This window comes from Cupriavidus sp. GW822-FHT03E04 (genome assembly GCF_058801495.1).
Genome location: NZ_JBXANI010000042.1, coordinates 14,908 through 32,353, shown reverse-complemented (window position 1 = coordinate 32,353; position 17,446 = coordinate 14,908). Strand labels below are relative to the sequence as shown.

The 17,446-nt window shown below is 60.8% G+C and carries 14 protein-coding genes; 4 read left to right on the top strand and 10 right to left on the bottom strand.

From position 1 onward, the window contains the following. Positions 1-3 precede the first annotated feature (3 nt). Positions 4-5,379: an SPM autocatalytic domain-containing protein gene (locus AC1RQC_RS37605; RefSeq protein WP_492886474.1), complete on the top strand. Its 5,376-nt coding sequence runs from the start codon at positions 4-6 to the stop codon at positions 5,377-5,379. Positions 5,380-5,903: 524 nt separating this feature from the next. Here AC1RQC_RS37605 and AC1RQC_RS37600 read toward each other — a convergent pair. The 7 genes from AC1RQC_RS37600 to AC1RQC_RS37570 all read right to left on the bottom strand — a co-directional run bounded on the left by AC1RQC_RS37600 (position 5,904) and on the right by AC1RQC_RS37570 (position 10,400). Beyond that, complete coding sequence (locus AC1RQC_RS37600) at positions 5,904-6,305, bottom strand: DUF2958 domain-containing protein (RefSeq protein WP_492886472.1); 402 nt, start codon at positions 6,303-6,305, stop codon at positions 5,904-5,906. A 144-nt stretch (positions 6,306-6,449) separates the two neighbouring features. Further along, positions 6,450-6,920 carry a hypothetical protein gene (locus AC1RQC_RS37595; RefSeq protein WP_492886470.1) on the bottom strand — a complete coding sequence of 157 codons (471 nt, stop codon included), beginning with the start codon at positions 6,918-6,920 and terminating at the stop codon, positions 6,450-6,452. Between the two features lie 140 nt (positions 6,921-7,060). After that, complete coding sequence (locus AC1RQC_RS37590) at positions 7,061-7,228, bottom strand: hypothetical protein (RefSeq protein ID WP_492812285.1); 168 nt, start codon at positions 7,226-7,228, stop codon at positions 7,061-7,063. 81 nt (positions 7,229-7,309) lie between these two features. Next, the gene (locus AC1RQC_RS37585) at positions 7,310-7,465 is read right to left on the bottom strand and encodes a hypothetical protein (RefSeq protein WP_492886468.1); all 156 of its coding nucleotides are present in this window, start codon (positions 7,463-7,465) and stop codon (positions 7,310-7,312) included. 632 nt (positions 7,466-8,097) lie between these two features. Beyond that, positions 8,098-8,553: a PRC-barrel domain-containing protein gene (locus AC1RQC_RS37580; RefSeq protein WP_492372331.1), complete on the bottom strand. Its 456-nt coding sequence runs from the start codon at positions 8,551-8,553 to the stop codon at positions 8,098-8,100. Positions 8,554-8,682: 129 nt separating this feature from the next. Beyond that, positions 8,683-9,003 (bottom strand): hypothetical protein, encoded by a 321-nt coding sequence (locus AC1RQC_RS37575; RefSeq protein WP_492886466.1) that lies wholly within the window; start codon positions 9,001-9,003, stop codon positions 8,683-8,685. Positions 9,004-9,620: 617 nt separating this feature from the next. Beyond that, the gene (locus tag AC1RQC_RS37570) at positions 9,621-10,400 is read right to left on the bottom strand and encodes a DUF4397 domain-containing protein (RefSeq protein WP_492372333.1); all 780 of its coding nucleotides are present in this window, start codon (positions 10,398-10,400) and stop codon (positions 9,621-9,623) included. A gap of 690 nt (positions 10,401-11,090) precedes the next feature. Here AC1RQC_RS37570 and AC1RQC_RS37565 point away from each other — a divergent pair. Next, complete coding sequence (locus tag AC1RQC_RS37565) at positions 11,091-11,975, top strand: MipA/OmpV family protein (RefSeq protein WP_492833008.1); 885 nt, start codon at positions 11,091-11,093, stop codon at positions 11,973-11,975. Positions 11,976-12,007: 32 nt separating this feature from the next. On the opposite strand, the gene AC1RQC_RS37560 is transcribed toward AC1RQC_RS37565, so the two are convergent. From AC1RQC_RS37560 to ku, 3 genes are all read right to left on the bottom strand, one after another. Then, positions 12,008-12,211, bottom strand: coding sequence for a hypothetical protein (locus AC1RQC_RS37560; RefSeq protein WP_492812277.1), 204 nt, complete (start codon positions 12,209-12,211; stop codon positions 12,008-12,010). A gap of 465 nt (positions 12,212-12,676) precedes the next feature. Next, entirely contained in the window at positions 12,677-13,489 is an 813-nt protein-coding gene (locus AC1RQC_RS37555; protein WP_492372336.1) for a tetratricopeptide repeat protein, read from the bottom strand. Between the two features lie 7 nt (positions 13,490-13,496). Continuing rightward, a complete protein-coding gene (gene ku, locus AC1RQC_RS37550) occupies positions 13,497-14,405 on the bottom strand; it encodes a non-homologous end joining protein Ku (RefSeq protein WP_492812275.1) in 909 nt (302 codons plus the stop codon). Positions 14,406-14,645: 240 nt separating this feature from the next. Here ku and AC1RQC_RS37545 point away from each other — a divergent pair, with 240 nt between their 5' ends. Continuing rightward, complete coding sequence (locus AC1RQC_RS37545) at positions 14,646-14,870, top strand: DUF2188 domain-containing protein (protein ID WP_492372338.1); 225 nt, start codon at positions 14,646-14,648, stop codon at positions 14,868-14,870. Between the two features lie 32 nt (positions 14,871-14,902). Then, on the top strand, positions 14,903-17,440 hold the full coding sequence (gene ligD / locus AC1RQC_RS37540; protein WP_492886464.1) for a DNA ligase D: 2,538 nt from the start codon (positions 14,903-14,905) through the stop codon (positions 17,438-17,440). The last annotated feature ends 6 nt before the right edge of the window (positions 17,441-17,446 follow it).

Sequence of the window (17,446 nt, the reverse complement as noted above, 5' to 3'; positions counted from 1 at the left end):
GTCATGACTGTTATCGATAAGAGCGTGTTTTCCGGACTGACGGGGGCTGATCCAGCTGTCATCAACCAGGCCCTTCAGATCCTGAACGATCCCCGGTTGACGCTCGCAGAGCCGCTACGACAAGCGCTTGCACAGCGAGAAATCGTCGTCCGGTGGCCTAAAGATGAGGATGCGATCAAGCCGAGTGACCACGCAATTTTCATTGATCCTAAAACAATCTCGGGAGTTACGACTCCCGGTCAGATCGTGCTCAAGCCGACATACCTTCAATCGGACGGTCCACTTAGTGTTCTGTATCTTATCGATAACCTCATCCATGAAGGACAAGGTCATGGAGATAGCCGTCGAATTCTGGATCGAACTGCAGCATTCCGCGAATTGAGGAATAGCGGCCTGTCACCCACGGACCGCGGCGACAGGTTCATCACGACTTGGCTGGATGACGAAACCAGCGCGCGATACCAGTCCTATCTGGTTCTCAAGCAAACCGCGGAGCTCAATCTTTGGGAGCCGGGGCGGATTCGATTCGTCCTCGCGGCATATCCGGTGTTTGCGGAGTTCAAGCGCCTCGAACCCCTTGCGGCAGCCAAGAACCTCACAGGAATAGAGAAAGAGACGTTCATGATTGCGGGCGCCCGTTCCGTCATGGCCGCTAATGAAAAGCGCTCATACGTCAACAGCTTTACCGCGCAAGTGCTCAAGGAGTTAAATCTTACCGACGGGACGCCAGAAGCCGCCGCGTTCCGGGCGCATGTGCAAAATACATACAACTCACCCGGTTTCGAGATGACGGGGTTCACCATGCACGACGATGGTTCCTCCAGCGGCAGCGTGGTCTTCGAGAATGGCAATAGGACCGACCTGGTTTTTGACATATCAGGCAATCTGTTTCGGCGCACCGATACCATATCCGGCAGCGCGGACAGCGGACGAGCCACCATTATCAGCACCTATCTGCCCGGTTCCGACCAGCCCGAACGCGTCGAGTTTACGCAAAGTGATGCGAGCGGCCAGGTTTCCACAACGTATACGCAGGATGCCAATGGCAACTGGACGCCCACCTCCTGGACCCAGGAAGGCCAGAGCTCCACTAGCGGCGATCTCCGATCATTCATCACGAATGTACAGAACCAATCGAATGCGAGCGATACATCCGCCAGCCAGAGCACCAAAGCGGGGCAACTGAATCAACTGATCGCCAGTGTGAGCGGCGAGAACGTCGCGGGCGTGGCCGTGGCTAACGGCAATGCCGCATCGCTTGCCACGCTGGGTGTCCGGCTGGGCATGCCAGATGTCTCCGATCGATGGGCGCCGGCGGTACTGAGCGGACAGATCCCCACGGCGCTGTTGCTCTCGAGCGGGATGTATGCGGCGGTCTCCCAGGCGTTAGCGTTTAACGCGCAAAGCCGCATCAATGCGCTGCAGGACCGGCCGTCTACCTTCACGGTCAACGTGTTGGGATTTGGCAGTGAGCAGCCATCGCTCCCCCGTCCGCTACAGTCACCGACGGTGTCACATGCGCTTCCATTGGTTCTCGATCTGGATGACGACGGCCTGAAGCTTGTGTCCATGGACAGGAGCACTGCCATCTTCGATGCCAATGGGACGGGCACGGCCCAGGTCGTTGGCTGGGTGGGACACACGGAGGGCATTCTAGTACTGGACAAGAATGGCAACGGGGTCGTGGACAACGCCGGCGAATGGTTCGGCCAGAAGTTCGCGGTGTCGGGTACACCGCCAGCGGGCCAGGACGGGTTCAAGGCACTTGCCACTTTGGCCAATTCCGGTGCCTCCACCTTCTCGGTGGCCACGTCGCGCATCAATGCTGCGACTGGCAAGCGCTACTTCGACGAACTGCAAGTCTGGGTTGATGCCGACCAAGACGGCAAAACCGACACGGGTGAGCTGCGTTCGCTCGCGAGCCTTGGCATCACGTCGATCGATCTGACCTCCCAGACGGTTAACCGAGCGGTCAACGGCAACGTGATCGTCAGCAAGGCTGGCTATACGACAGCCGACGGTAAGCGGCACGAGATCAGCGACGTGGGCTTATCTACTGAGGTGCCGGTTCCAAGGGATGGGACAATACCAGTCTCGGCAGCCGCATTGGCCTTCGCCGACTATGCCGGCAAGGGCTACGCCGCCATGGCCGCCGGCCAGGCCAGAGCCATTGCCACGGCCATCCAAGGCATTCCCTCCGGTGAGCAGGCGGCCATCTCTGCGCTGCAGCAGAGATTCGTGCTTCCCACAGGCACGGGGTTCGACCAAGCGTCCTTTGAAGCCCGAGCCAAGATGAGCTGGGCCGTCCAGGCGGGCCTGGTCCGGACAGCCCTTAACGACAAGATCACCTACTTCGTCGGACCTGACGGCGGCCGCGCCACGATTCCGGCCGCCTCGCGACGCATCAATACGGCACCCTCGGACGTTGTCAATGTACTGAATGGCATTGCCGCCCTGAGAACGGGAGAATTGACGGTGGCCAACGCCATTGACGCAGCAGCGAGCACGCTGGGCAATGCGCAGACCAAGGCGCAGGTGGCCAATGCCACGCAAACCGGCCAGTCTCGCGAGGATGCCTGGCTGGCCACCTTGGACGCCACAAAGTCGTGGAACGGCGCGATCTCCGGATATCTGGATGTCAAAGCACAGATGGACGCGATGATAGCAACCCTGCCAGCCGTCCAGAACAAGCTCAACGAAGTGGTGCCAGTGAACCTTTCCCTTACGGGACACCTCTCCAACGGGGGGACGTTCCTGACTCGCTCGGACGCCATGCTGGCGGCCGAGGCGTTCCGAGCGTATGCGAGCGCTTTGCAGCCACTGGCCGCGCTAAAGGTCACAGGAGACCAGTTGCTGAGCGCGATCGCCCAATCGCAGGGCTACACGAGAGTCTATGCGGGTGAGAACGGCAAGACAACCTCTGTGGAGAATGGCTACAACCTGCTGCTGGGCAATCGCGGCTCCCAGACCTTTGTGCTGGGCTCTGGGGTGGACAACATCGCGGTGACGAGTGCGACCGGCAATATTACGGTGAGCGGGTTCCAGGTGGGCAGTCGGGGGGACCAAATCCAGTTCTTGAGCGGAGGTCTCGGTTCGATCGATATTTCGAGCGATGGTAGTGGTAATGCGATTCTCAAGCTGGACGGCAGTACCGTGACATTGCTGGGGGTCGACCCCAACAAGCTGGATTTGTTTTCAAATCTGGCCGGCGTGGCTGGCGTGTCGTTCGCGACATTGGCTAGCGGTGTTCGCAGCCTGAAAGGGGTAGACGTGTACGACGGGCAAACGCATGTCACATACCTGCGGGCCTCGTACAGGGGCGACACCCTGATCGGCGGCGAGCGCGGCAGCTATCTTGTCGGCAATACCGGCAATGACACATTCATCGTGACCGGGCGGGACTACAGGATCGAAAGTTGGGGTGGACAGGATACGGTATCTTATGCCGAACTGGGGGTCGGCGTCAGGCTAGAGCAGATCACACTCACCGAGCGTGACGACGATCAGTGGATCCAAGTGGTGGTCGGACGAGACAATCTTGGGAACACCCTCAGGGATGTCACCAACATGGTGGGCAGCAACTTCAACGACGTCTTGACAACAGATGACGCGGCCAGCAACGTGATCAACGGCGGCAAGGGGAATGATGTTTTGGCGGGAGGATTGGGCAGTGATACCTATGTGTTTGCCCTGGGGGATGGGGTCGACTCCATAGAGGAAGCAGTCAATTCAGCTGGCGATATCGATACCGTCTCCTTCGCGAGCGGGGTTGCGCCCGCGAACGTGAAGGTCACACGTGTTGGGGAAGATTTGGTGATGGCGTATAGCGCAAGCGACAGTATCACCATGCGACACTGGTTTGCGGCGAGTCCTCAGGGCATCGAGCGGGTCAGCTTCGCAGATGGAACGAGGTGGGATCGCGCAAAGATCAGTTCGCTCGTGAACGCGCCCACGGTGCTGCACCCATTGGCGGCGCAGAATGTCACGGAAGATGCCGCGTGGACTTTCGTGCTGCCCGCCGACACATTTTCTGCAAGGGATGGCGGCGCCCTGATTTTCAATGCGACACTCGCCAATGGTGCCGCATTGCCATCGTGGTTGACGTTCAATGCGGCGACGCGGACGTTCACTGGCATGCCGCTCAACGCAGATGTCGGCAGCCTTGTTCTCAATGTGATCGCCACTGACGCGACAGGCGCGAGTGCGGCTACGACACTGGGCATCACCATTGCCAACACCAACGACACGCCCACGGTCGGGGCGCAGATGGCTGCTCAGACCGTTGCGGGAGGGGTTCTGTGGAAGTACGCGCTGCCTGATGGTTTGTTCGTCGACGTGGATGCGGGCGACAAGTTGACGTATAGCGCAACGCGCAGCGATGGCAGCAGTCTGCCGGTCTGGCTGAGCTTCGATGCGGCTACCCGCACGTTCAGCGGCAAGGCGAGCAGCAGCGATACCGGGACTCTGGACTTAAAAGTCACCGTCACTGACCGTGCGGGGGCGAGCGCGGCTCAATCATTGCGTATCGTCGTGGCGGCTTCGATTGCAGGACAGAGGATCATCGGAACCGCAGGCGACGACATCCTGACCGGCACGGAAGGCGACGATACGCTGGATGGCGCGCAAGGGAACGACAACATGAGCGGCGGCGCGGGCAACGACACTTACTATGTAGATGCCACAGGTGATACCGTTACCGAACTCGATAACGAAGGCGTGGACACAGTGATCTCTTCGCTGCCTGGTACGCAGTACTACCTGGCGGCGAACATCGAGAACTTTGTTGGCAAAGCGGCTGGCAGCGGAAAAGAGGCCTTTTTCATCAACGGCAACGAGCTGAACAACGTGATGGAGGTGGATGCAGGCTCCCCCTATAGCACCACATATCTCAACGGAGGGGACGGCAACGACACGTTGAAAGTGCGCAACGGCAATTGGAACCGCCTGGACGGAGGCACAGGAGATGATGTCCTTGAAGGAGCCTCCGGCGAGGATTACCTAACAGGAGGGGCCGGGAGCGATACCTTCCTGTTCGGGCGAGGTTCTGGGCGAGACACCATTGTGCGGGATGGCTATGAGGAACGGGGAGACATCGACACGGTGCTCTTTGGCGCCGGCATCTCATCAGATCAGCTTTGGTTCCGCATGGACGGGCAAGTGTTGGAGATCAGTGTCATTGGAACAACCGATAAGATCGCGACGAGTCTGCACAACATAGAGGTGTTTAAGACGAGCGACGGTAAAACGCTGCTCGACAGTCAGGTGCAGAACCTGGTGCAGGCGATGGCAGGCTTTGCGCCACCTGCGGCTGGCCAGACGACCTTGCCGCCAAACTACCAAAGCAGCCTGGCGCCAGTGTTGGCAGCAAACTGGCAATGATCGTTGCGATGGTATCGGACGACCGGTACCATCGCTTCCATTGTACGAAGGCGGTCACCTGCGCCGCCCAGCGCTATCGACGGCATTCTCGAATAATTTTGCGCGTAGTAGGAACACCGATGGGTTGATGATTCGATCGCACTTCGGTGCGTTGTCATGTCCGCGGCTATCGCAGAAGCCAAGCTGTTTCGGAAGATGGCATGTGACGTGAGCAGTGGATCGAATCGTCGATAAACGTAGACACCGGTCAGCTGTTCCTAGGGCCCTGTCCGTGGGATGCTCAGCGAACGCAACGGATTCGCAAGAGGCCCAGAGCAGCCCTCGCGCGTAAGGCAGCACATTGACCATGATCAGTAGATCGTCATGGTGATGGCTTGCGTTGCATCTCTGCTCCGACTGACAAGAGAATCAAGATCCCCCCAACCATTAGGTTCGGATCGCCAAGGATCCTGTTTCCAGGAAACTCGGCGAATCCGACCAGGTGCAAAGAGGTTACCCTCTCCAAATTGCGTGATATGCGACGTTCAGACTGCGTTGCTAGCTCTCAACGCATACTTTGCCACCATCGCCTTCACTTCACTGAACAGCTTCGGCTCGAACGAACGATCCAACTCGATTCGTGGCGTACCTATACCCGGCTTCGTGGTTTGCACGCGCCAGACATTGCGCCGCGGATCTGTGGCGAAGGTCATCCACATCTCGAACAGCTCATCGATCGAGACCGTTCCCCACTCGTCGTAGGCCAGGCCGGTCACATAGCAAAAGCCGATCCTGTCCTCGGGGTCATACTCGGTCACCCACCAGGTTGCAGCCCCTGCGACATCAAAGAGCTTAACCAGCACCATCGGATCGTTCGCCTCCGACTGGGAGCCGAGCGGATAGCTCGCCATCGTTTGAAGCAACTGCGTATGCAGCTTGTTTTCCATCGGTGACATCTCCAACACCATGCATATCGAAGGCGAGGGAAATCGTCACCCTTGACAGGGAAGCGATTTCCCCGCTGGGATCAACAGAAAGACGACGCTCAGCAGTCGTCGAGCGTACTCACCAACTTCGCCAGCTTTCGAATATCATCGGCGGCCAGTTCCACTGGTGAACGTGTCGGAAACCGGGTCATCGAGGTCCTGGTGGCGCTCACACTCCTCCAGCACCTGCCGAGCGAAGGTCAAGAGCGTCAACGATGCGTCATAGCACCGCATCATCGAAACCGATGAATCCGCCTCCGGCAAGTCGTCCACCTCGTGCACGGACATGCCCTGGATGAGTCGTTCCGCCTTGGCAGGCTCGAACCCGTGCTGCAGGATCGGCATGCTTTCGGTGTCTTTCCAGAGCGTGCCGGCGTCTAGCGCGCGACGCACGATGGATGTCGCCCCGTCTTCGTGTGGCGCGGAGACACCTACCGTGAGACGCTGCACATAGCCAAGTTCCAGCGTCACCAGGAACTTCGGATAGTTCCGGCTCATGCCTTGCCAGAACGGAACGTGACCGTTTTGGGCAGGCTGGCGATGGAAGCCGGCGGATAGATTGCGCAAGAACTGCATTTCAAGACTCCTTGAAAATGCGGGTTCCGGTATGACCCCGATCGGGGATGCGGTCCCCGCGGGATGGTTAAAACGATCACACTCCAGATCCCGAAGGATCCACAGCCATTACAGGAGCCAAGCTGTGTTTGATACCTGCTTCACCAGCGGATCCACAGGCGCACCAGGTTGTCCCCGGAGACACTTGTGTTTCCCTTGCGTTTTGCGGCTAGCCGCAGATAGCGCTCCAGCACTTCCAGTTCATGATCGGAAGCTTGCGAGAGCCAGTCGTTCCAGTGCTGCCAGAACGATTTGCGATTTCCCTCCATATCGATTCGCCGAACAGCGGGAATCGATCCCAGGGGACGGATTCCCCAGGCGGCTGGAAACATCGCGGCGTCAGCAACACCTCACCGATCGCCCTCTTCCTCGAGTTCGCCGAACAAATCCCACACAAAGCGAGCGGGTCGAAAGCTAATGCCGTCGACCTTGAATCCTTCCCCGTAATGGCGGAAGTTCGCTTCGATGAATGTCGTGACTTCCAACATCGTCTTGAAATATGTCACGTCGCATTTGCTGTGCTTATGAAACTCCACACAGTATTCGGCGTTGGCCCAGATCTTCTTTCCCTCAGCCGGGACGGCTGCCACTGTCACCAGCAGCGGGTCGCGCCGTCGAAGGCATAACCAAGCTCAATGAGCCAGCCTTGTTGCGCGTAGCGCTGGAACCGTGACAGACCTTCTTCCAGCACAACACACAAGCCGGCTTCGAGGCGTTCGTAAAAAATACTGTGCGGGCGCGCTGTCGATCCGATGCAGTGTGAATGCTGGCTTGCTCATCTTCCGCCCCTGGCTGTTGGCTGCTGCCGCCGGCAACGCGCTGCATTCATTCTATGGAGCGCGTTGCCAATGGTTCAGCGGGCGCTGTCCTACAACGCAGGTTGCACTTGCAGAGTGTCCTCTGGAGTACGCGTCTCTACACCGGCCGTACAATCCGCGCGCGGTGCGCCGCGCATGTTGCGCCCCCGCAGGCACCAACCTCAGGGGCGAACCAGCGGCCCCTCAAAAGGGCCCTCCCCGCAATCCGGCGAACACCCTCTCCTTCATGCAGCAGAACCACGAGCGCAAGAAAGTCGGCGGACACTCCACCGACTTTCACCCTCACTCTCCCCTGTTCACTGCTTCTCGCTCCCCGGGTGTCAGCCCCTCGGGTCGTAATGCTCGGATTCCCAGTACGGCGATATGCCGTAGTACTCATGGATGCTGGTGGCCCACCGCGAGTCCGCCATGCTCGGCCAATGGTCCTTGTCAAAGCCAGGTGCGGCCTTTACGCGGTCTTTCTCGACCCCGAGCACGAAGCACTTGCGCCGAGTGTCCAGCGTGAGAGCGGACCACGGCAGCGCGAACAGCTTTTCGCCGATGCCGAGAAAGCCGCTCACGGCCATCACGGCATAGGCTACGCGCCCGGCTGGCACGTCGATCATGATATGGTCGATGGTGCCGATGTTTTCACCAGCGGGGTCCACCACCTTGTTGCCTTCCAGCGTGTCGGCCGCCATCACGAACGGGCCCGGGCCCGGAGAATTCTGGTCAACGCCGCCAACAATGGAGGCGCCTGGCTCGCGGCCAGGACTGCGTGGTTCGACTGACGTCATGGATAACTCCTTGCTTGTAGAAAGTCCTGGACCAGATGGTTGATATGCAGCGATGCTGCTCACGTGCGTCGACTCCGATCGCGATCTGCCCGCTCCACGTCCTCCGTCCTTTCAGGTTAGCGGTGGCGGTCACTTGCGAGTGGTGCCCTTACGGTGGCCGGCGGGCTTTGCGCCGACAGGCTGGTGTTCGCTACCGCGCTTGAGCTTCCAGTCCACATTGTCGCGCGCGGTCTGCGTCCTCTTCTCAGCATGCATGGCTGCACTAGGCGAGATCGGATCGCTGGCCGGGAAGCTCATTTCCAGCGCGTCGTCGACGGCGGCCTGGTAGGTCTTCGCGCAATTCTCCTCGCCGGCGGCAGGGCGCGTGGCGGGCGTTGCGTGTGACTTGTCGGCCTGCGCCGGCTTGTGAGCCGCCGGCGCGGCCTTGGATGATTTGCGGGCGTCTTGCATGGCGGGGTCCTCCCGGATGGGCTTGCCACAACCTGTGCAATTGGCGGGCCAGTCCGCATGTGTGAGCCGTGCAGCGGTGCGGACCGCACAATCACGGCTGCGCGGGCGCCGCGACGTCCGCAAAGCTTGCCCGCTGCGCCGGGAGCGGCGCGCACTTCGTACGCGAATCGGTAAAAACTACAGGACGGCGTAACGGAAATGCGGGGGAATGCTGCTGGCGGACACGAACCGGCCGCGACACGCTTATGCCGGGACGGCGTGGCGGGGGAAACCTCACGGAGATGCAGACGATGACTTTGTCGCTCTCGCCGGCAGGGCTTTCGGCGCTGGGGATCGCGCCAAGCAGTTCCAACATGCGGCGCGTCAGCAACAGCGCGGAACTCTGCCGTGACGTCTGCGAACCCTGCCCCGGCACACGCGCCCGAAGAAATCGGACAAGGTGGTCTGCCACGTGGCGCTGCGGTCGCGATCGAGCGGCGGGCTCTCGATAATACGCAGCTTGACGTAATCCGGCTCGTTGCCCAGATGCACCCCCACCGAGCCGCCGGACTGCGCACACCGGATGCAGTGCATTAGGAGATGGCACAGCAGGGGCATCAGGCCAAGAATGAAGCCTCTTACTGAGTCACCAACTCAAGCCCAGCTTGCGACTCGTCATCGCCGCGGGCGACCAGCACCTTGATCTTGTTCGGTATTGTTGCACCGATGCCGTCGACCGGGATTGTGGTGATCAGCCAGTCTGCGTTGTTGGCCAGCGTCAGCGTGCCCGAGTCAAAGATCACTGTCTTCGTGCCGGCCGTGGTGATGCGCAGGCGATAGGTGCCGCCATTCACGTCGATCGAATCGCTGCCCGATGCCGGTACCGCCGACTTGTAGGCGATTGCTGCAAACGTAGGCGTTGCTGCTGCCAGGTCAGCTGCCGGGACGGTCAGGTAAATGTCGACATTCTGTGCATTGAACGATGCGTTCAGGCTGCGGATGCGAGCCTTGTCGGAGAACAGGCCCTTCTCAAATGGGTCGTCGATCTGCAGCACGTCCGCCGCGGTAGCGCCGGGTAGGGCTACCACCGTGTATTTGTGGCCAGTGTGCGTGCTCACTGTGGTCCGCCCGAGTTCAGTTGCCGTGTTGGCAACATTGAACGAGAACGTCTGGTTGCCCTCGTCCACGTTGAAGTACTTCGAAACAAACTTGTAGGGCTCATTCAGCAGGTTGGTCTTGGTGCCGTTCTGCAGCACATCCAGGTTAGGGCCACCGGTAAGAGCATGGATCACCCGGACAGTCGGCTCGCTGACGCCGATGCGGGCGCCGATGCTGTCATCCCCGCCGCCGCACGCCGAGAGGACTGCCGTTGCGGCTAGTGCTAGGCCAAGGATAAGACGGGTCTTGGATCTGAACATGTGTCACCTCCATTCGTTGGAACTTGGGCGCGCTGCCGCGCACGGTGCGGCATGCTAAAGGTCAGAGTGCAAATGTGGCGGCGCATGCTTGCAAGTGCGGTAAATGTGTATCGCCCTGAAGCAACGATAGATAGTGACCACGGGCGCAAGCAGGTCCCCGGCTCCGAATTCAATGTCGGACGATTCCGACAGAACTCACGAGTGGGAAGCAGGTCTACGCGCCGCCACCAGCACCGAGTGGGTGAGCGAGGCGTGAGCGCGAGCCGGTAAGAGTCCGCTCAGAGAGATTGGTCGGATCTTGCCGGATCCACATTCGGGCGCAGTCTCGAAAGCGCCATCCGTGTCAAACCTCAGTCTCCTTATTGAGTACACTCCATAGTGGAGTCCCAATGGCGTTGGTGTGGGCGCACGTGCTGAGCTTCGTATTCATCGCGCGCCCTTTAGGTCGGCCGCCTCGGGGTGGTCGCGTCGCGAAACGCCCGTGGGGCAGACGAGGCAGTCCATTCGCTCCGGCAATCCAGTCAGTGTATTTACCGTCGTTCCGGGCGCACCACCGCAGCGTAGCGGCGCTTTGAAAAAGCCGAAGGGATTTTGTAGTCTTAACACAAGGTAAGCGTGGCATCCTGAAGCAGGAAGACTATCCGAATGCCCTTTTCTCCGGGCACCGAGGCTCGATGGAGCTAGTGACGAATGGCGGATAACAGCAATCCATCTCCAACAGCAGAGCCGACGGGTACTGCGGCTTGGTGGCCGGCCGCCCTGTTGGTAGGCCTGGCGGCTGCCACTTTGAGCGCTCGCGCGCAGACACCGTCGCCGCTAGCCGAGTGGCAATATTCGGCGGGAGTCCCGTTGATGAAACTATACGAGGCCAAGGTGCCCGACTGGCAGGTCCAGGTTGGGGCCGCTGCCAGCCTGCGACCGTATTACGAAGGTACCCAGCGCTATCACGTGCTCGCGGGCCCCAGCTTCGATATCCGCTACCGCGACCTGTTCTTTGTTTCCACCGGTGAGGGCATCGGCGTGAACCTGCTGCGGGCGGACCATTGGCGCGCGGGGGTGGCGATAGGCTACAACCTGGGCCGGCGGATGGCTGACGATCCTGGCCGTCTCAACGGACTCGGCAACATCAATTTCGCGGTGGAAACCAAGCTTTTTGGCGAGTACGTGGTGTCGGCGTCACTCCCCTTGGTGGTGCGCATCGATGTGCGGCGCAGCCTGGGCGGCACCGACGGCTGGATCGGCGATATCGGCGCCTACCTGCCGCTGCCCGGTAGCTCGGAGCGCTTCTTCTGGTTTGCCGGCCCTACCGTCACCTTCGGTGATGCGCGCTACATGAGCCGTTGGTTCGGCGTCACCTCGGCTCAAGCGGCGCGCTCGGGCTATCCGCAGTACAAGGCCGATGCGGGCCTCAAGTCATACGGCGCAGGCATCTCCGCGATCTGGCTCTTTCGCGAGCATTGGTTTGTCACCGGCGACGTTGCGGTTGGCCAACTCGTGGGCTCGGCGGCGCACAGTCCGATCACGCAAAGGGCGACCAATACGGTCGTCGATCTTTCGCTGCACTACCAATACTGAAGTGCCATGGGCACCCTCGCTGCACCACTACACTACCGCGGCGAGCCGCCAGCCAGCATCGTGAGCCACGCCGGCACCGACGCGAGGGAGCGTCCCCAGGCCATCAACCCGACTTCCGGGGCCGCCAGCGCGTCCCGCTGACCAACAAATTCACGCACTTCGTCAGGCACCTGCGCCAACGGCTTGCGGATCTTGGCCAGCGCCCGGGCATCTTCCACCAGCTCCTCCAGCGTCATCGGCTTGAGCAGGACGCATCGAAGCCTGCCTCCGCGCCCCGCCGGCAGGCTCGCCGGCCTGTGACTGGCCCGTGCAAGCGCGACGTAGCTCGCAGAGTTCTCCGCAATAACAGTGGCTTTATGCCGAGTACCTCGCGAAGTTTAGTGTTTTGCGTGGGCGTTCGTTGAGTCTTCTGGCTATGGCGTTGAGCTTGGCTTGCGAGTAGCCCGAGAGATCGTTGCTCCTGGAAGGTGGGGCGCCCAGCAGCGATCAATCTTGCATTGGCCCGATCCCATGGTCTCGCGCATCTGTCGGGCCAAAATCGGTCTGCCGACGGTACTACGGCAGGCCGCAGCGCTTAGCGGCCTGCTCACACCGTTCCCCCGCGCGCTACTGAGGGGCTGAACGGTATAGGTGAGCGACTCCTCGTCCACGCAGGTCTTTGCCTCTATTGAGGCGCGCGGGGTTGTGGCATGAAGGCCGCGCTAACGCTGCAGCTTCCGATACTCATTGAAATGTCGGATCGCCCGCATCCCATTGCCGAGCGTCTCGTAGATACGAGCCGCGTTGAAGTGCGCGTCGGCAAAGTCCGGCGCTAACTGTATGCAGCGCTCATAGCTGGTGAGTGCCTCCCGGGGGCGTTCCTGATCCTCCAACGCTACGGCCAAGTTGAAGTGGAGCAACGGCTCGCTCGGCAGCTGTGAGATGCCAGAGCGGTACAGTTCGGCCGCGTCGCCAAACCGGCGCGCGTCGCACATCATGCAGCCCAGGTTGAGATACGGATCCAGAAACGTTGGTTCTGCCGCCAAGGCTCGCCGGTATGCGGCCTCGGCTTCGATAGGCTTCTCCGTTTCCAGTTCGGAACCGATGAGAAACCAATCCTGCGCATCGGCAGCTGGTGGCCGCGCGTCGTGTAGTGATTGCACAATCGCGGCGCCCAGGTCGCCGGGCTCAAAATCCATCAGCATCTGGCCAGACACGGCCTGCCATCCTTCTCTGCTCTCATCCCTTGTCGCCACCTCGTTGCCCATCGCACGAATCCGCACACCGGTCAGCGGCTGGCCAGTGCCACGAGAGGCCTTCACCCTCGCCAGCGCGCGGATAATCAGCCGCGTTGGGATCTTGGCGCCATGCAGTGAATTGGCTGTCCGGAGAAGCACCATGTCCTGAAACGTGAACAGAAATTGGCGGCGCGGCCCGCGTGTGGGCGTGATGATTCCCTCGGAGACCAACCTAGTGGCCACCGAGCGCGGGATGCCCAGCATCGTTTCGGCGTCCTTCAGGGTGTACGTCGGCATCGGCCTGTCACTTTTTCGCCGATGAGGCTCGCTTGGCCGGAGTTGGCGCCGGTGCCGCAGTGGCACGCTTCCCAGTCTTTTTGCTCTTGCCCTGCGCTGCAGCTGCTGTGGTCGCGGCCTTCGTTCCGCCCTGTTTCCCCCGGGCCATGCTTGCGCGCAGGGCCTCCATCAGGTCGATCACTTCGGCGCCCTCCCGTGGTTCCCGCCGCTCTTCGCTCACGGTGATCTTTTTGCCCGCGATCTTCTTGTCGATCGCTGCCAAGATGCGGTCTTTCTCCTCATCCTTGTAGGCCGTGGGGTCGTACCCGTCCACCGAGTTTTGTTCGATCAGCTGTTTAGCCAAAGCCAGCTCGGCTGGCTGAATCTCGGCTTTCTCCACGTGCAGATCCAGCATCGATCGGACCTCGTCAGCGTAGAGCAGTTGCTGGAGCACCAAGCCCTCGTCGACCGCCCGCACCTGCACCATGTACTGCTTGCCTTTCCAGACCCACTGCGCGAGCGCGCAGGTCCCCGTCTTTCGCATGGCTTCGGCCAGCAAGTTGTATGGCTTACCACCGCGCTTGTCCGGCCCCAGGTAGTAGGCTTTGTCGAAATAGATGGGGTCCACGGCTCCGGCCGGCATGAACGACACGATATCGATCGTGTGCTTCGCCTCGTCTTCTAGCGCCTTCAGTTCGTCCGGCTCAAACACAGCGTAGTGGTCAGCTTCGAACTCATAGCCTTTGACCATCTCGGACCGCTCAACCACCACATCTTCGCGGATGCACACATACTGCTGCTTGAGCCTGGAACCGCATCCCTTGTGCAGCAGATTGAAGCCGACCCCCGAGTTGCTTTCCGTGGCACTGAAGATCTTCACGGGGATCGACACGAGGCCGAAGCTGAGAGAGAGGGAAGCAATGGAACGGGCAGCCATGGCGATCTCCGTGCAGGTCGGGAGTACATCGATCTAGCTTAGATCGTGCCCGCCGAATCGGCGGTGTTCCACTGTCACTTTGCGGATAGGCGAGCACTTCCTGGAAAAACATGTGCATGTAATTTCTGTCGGACCTGCATGGCGACCAGTGCCATACCACGTGTCGGACAGCGGCCTATTGCCGCTTCCATGGGACGGGGAAATACTGCGATTACAGAAGACGAGGAAACGGAGACGATCATGGCGAACAAGAATGTGCACGTCGTTCCACACGGCGATCAATGGCATGTCCTGCGCGGGGGCGCCCACGAGCCCTCTTCTGCGCATGACGACCTAGAGGACGCCATCGCGGCCGGCACGGCGGAGCCAAAGCAGGACAAGGTGGAGTTGCTGGTCCATGGGCGAGATGGGCAGATCCGCATGCGCAACAGCTACGGGGAGGATCCCCGCGGCGTGAAAGCGTAAAGCCCGCGCCGCCCGGTCTGTGAACTCAGTCCATGGCTAAGTCAGCCTCTACCAACGCGCGCAGCCTGGAGCGGTACCGCCAAAAGCGTGACTTCGTAGCGACGACGGAGCCGAGCGGCCAGGTGTCCGCCGCGGGCGCCGCCAGCGGCGCTCTGAGCTTTGTCGTGCAGAAGCATGCGGCTCGCCGGCTCCACTACGACTTTCGTCTCGAGCTGGAGGGTACCCTCAAGAGTTGGGCGGTCCCCAAGGGACCCAGCCTGGATCCCGCAGAGAAGCGAATGGCCGTGCACGTCGAGGATCACCCGCTGGATTATGCGAGCTTCGAAGGCGTGATCCCGCCCAAGGAATACGGGGCCGGCACTGTCATCGTTTGGGATCGAGGGACGTGGATGCCGGTCGGTGATCCGGTGGCTGGCTACCAGAGCGGCAAGCTGAAGTTCGAGTTGCAAGGTGAGAAGCTACATGGCCATTGGACCTTGGTCAGGATGCGCGGCCGCGGCGACGAGCGTCAGGATCCGTGGCTCTTGATCAAGGAGCGGGACGCGTTCGCGCGCTCTGCCGCAGAGTACGACGTCACCGAAGCCCTGCCGGACAGCGTACTGGCCCAGGGCAATAGCAAATCGGCTGCCGGCGGTAACGCAAAGACTGCCGTGCCAAAGCAGCGTCGCTCGCGCCCGGGCCAGGGCCGACAGGTACTGCCCGCTGCAGCACGCCTGGCCCCCCTTCCGCTTGCGTTAGCCCCGCAACTGGCAACGCTCGCTTCAACGGTGCCGCGCAACGCCAAACAATGGGCCTATGAGATCAAGTTCGACGGCTATCGGTTGTTGGCAAGGGTCGACGCCGATGACGTCCGTCTCTTCACAAGAAATGGCCATGACTGGACATCGCGCCTCAAATCGCTTGCGGTGGAGATTCGCGCTCTTGGCCTTGGCTCCGCCTGGCTGGATGGGGAGATCGCGATACTCAGCGACAAGGGCACCATGGACGTCCAAGCGCTGCAGAATGCCGTTGATAGATCGAAGGTGGAGGACATCCAGTACTTCGTCTTTGACCTCCCCTTCTTCCAAGGCCACGACCTACGACTGGTTCCGTTGACCGAGCGCAGGGCGCTGCTCAAGGAGGTGATAGCCGTGCCAGCTGCGACACGAGTCAGGTACAGCGAGGCCTTTGAGGGCACGCCTGACGACCTTCTTGCCGCAGCGTGCCAGATGGGCTTGGAAGGTCTGATTGGCAAGCGTGTCGACGCGCCCTATGTCTCCACCCGAGCGCCCAGCTGGATCAAGCTCAGATGCAAACAGCGGCAAGAATTCGTTATCTGCGGATTCACGGCCCCGAAGGGTAGCCGACAAGGCCTCGGCGCGCTCCTGCTTGGCCTACACGATGAAACCGGGAAACTGCACTACGCCGGCAGCGTTGGCAGCGGTCTGGATTCGCGCATGCTGACCAAGTTGCTCGCGATGTTGACCGGACTGGAAGTGCCAGTCTGCCCGTTTGGAAAGCTACCACCGCGCGTAGTCGCCCGATGGGTCAAGCCGAAGCTGGTGGCCGAGATCTCGTTCACCGAGTGGACCAAAGAAGGCCGAATCCGGCATCCCGTCTTCCATGCCTTGCGTGCTGACAAGGCCGCGGCCAACGTGACAAGGGAGCGGCCGGTCGATGTGGAACAGCCCCGGCCTCGGCCAGCGCGCTCGGTCAAGGTATCCAACGCGGAGCGCGTGATTGATCCAGCGACCGGGCTGACGAAAGGCGACCTGGTCGGATTCTACGAAGCCATCGCGCCGCACCTGCTGCCTCATCTCCGCGGGCGCCCTGTGTCCTTGGTGCGCGGGCCAACGGGCATCGACGGCGAGCTATTCTTTCAGAAGCACGCCGAGACTATCAAGATTCCGGGGATCAACGTCCTCGATGCCAGCCTATGGGCCGGGCACCCGTCACTCCTGGAGATCGCCAGCCAGACGGCCATTGTCGCCGCAGCGCAACTGAACGTGATCGAGTTCCACACCTGGAATGCGACCAAGCGTGCCATCGACAAGCCGGATCGCGTCATTTTCGATCTGGACCCCGGTGATGGCGCGCCGTGGCGGCACATGCTTGACGCCGCCATGCTGACGAAGACATTGCTGGATGAGCTTGGCCTGGTGAGCTTTCTCAAGACCAGTGGCGGCAAAGGCCTGCATGTCGTGGTGCCCATTGCGCCCAAACTGCCGTGGACCACGGTGAAGAAGTTCGCACAAGATGTCGTTCGTCATATCGCCCAGACCATTCCGCAGCGCTTCGTTTCTAAGAGCGGGTCGCGCAATCGCGTGGGTAAGATCTACATCGACTACCTGCGCAACGGCCAAGGTGCGACGACGGTATCCGCATTCTCTGCGCGCGCACGGCCAGGTCTCGGGGTTTCGATGCCGGTATCCTGGCAGGAACTGGAAGAACTGACAGCGGGCGACCATTGGACGGTCCAGACCGCCCTGCAGCGCGTGGAAACTGCCGGCTACGTCGATCCGTGGGCGGAGTACGCCGATACTAGAAAGGTGCAACAAATTGGTGCGGCCATCCGCACGCTGGCTGGCTAGTCGATT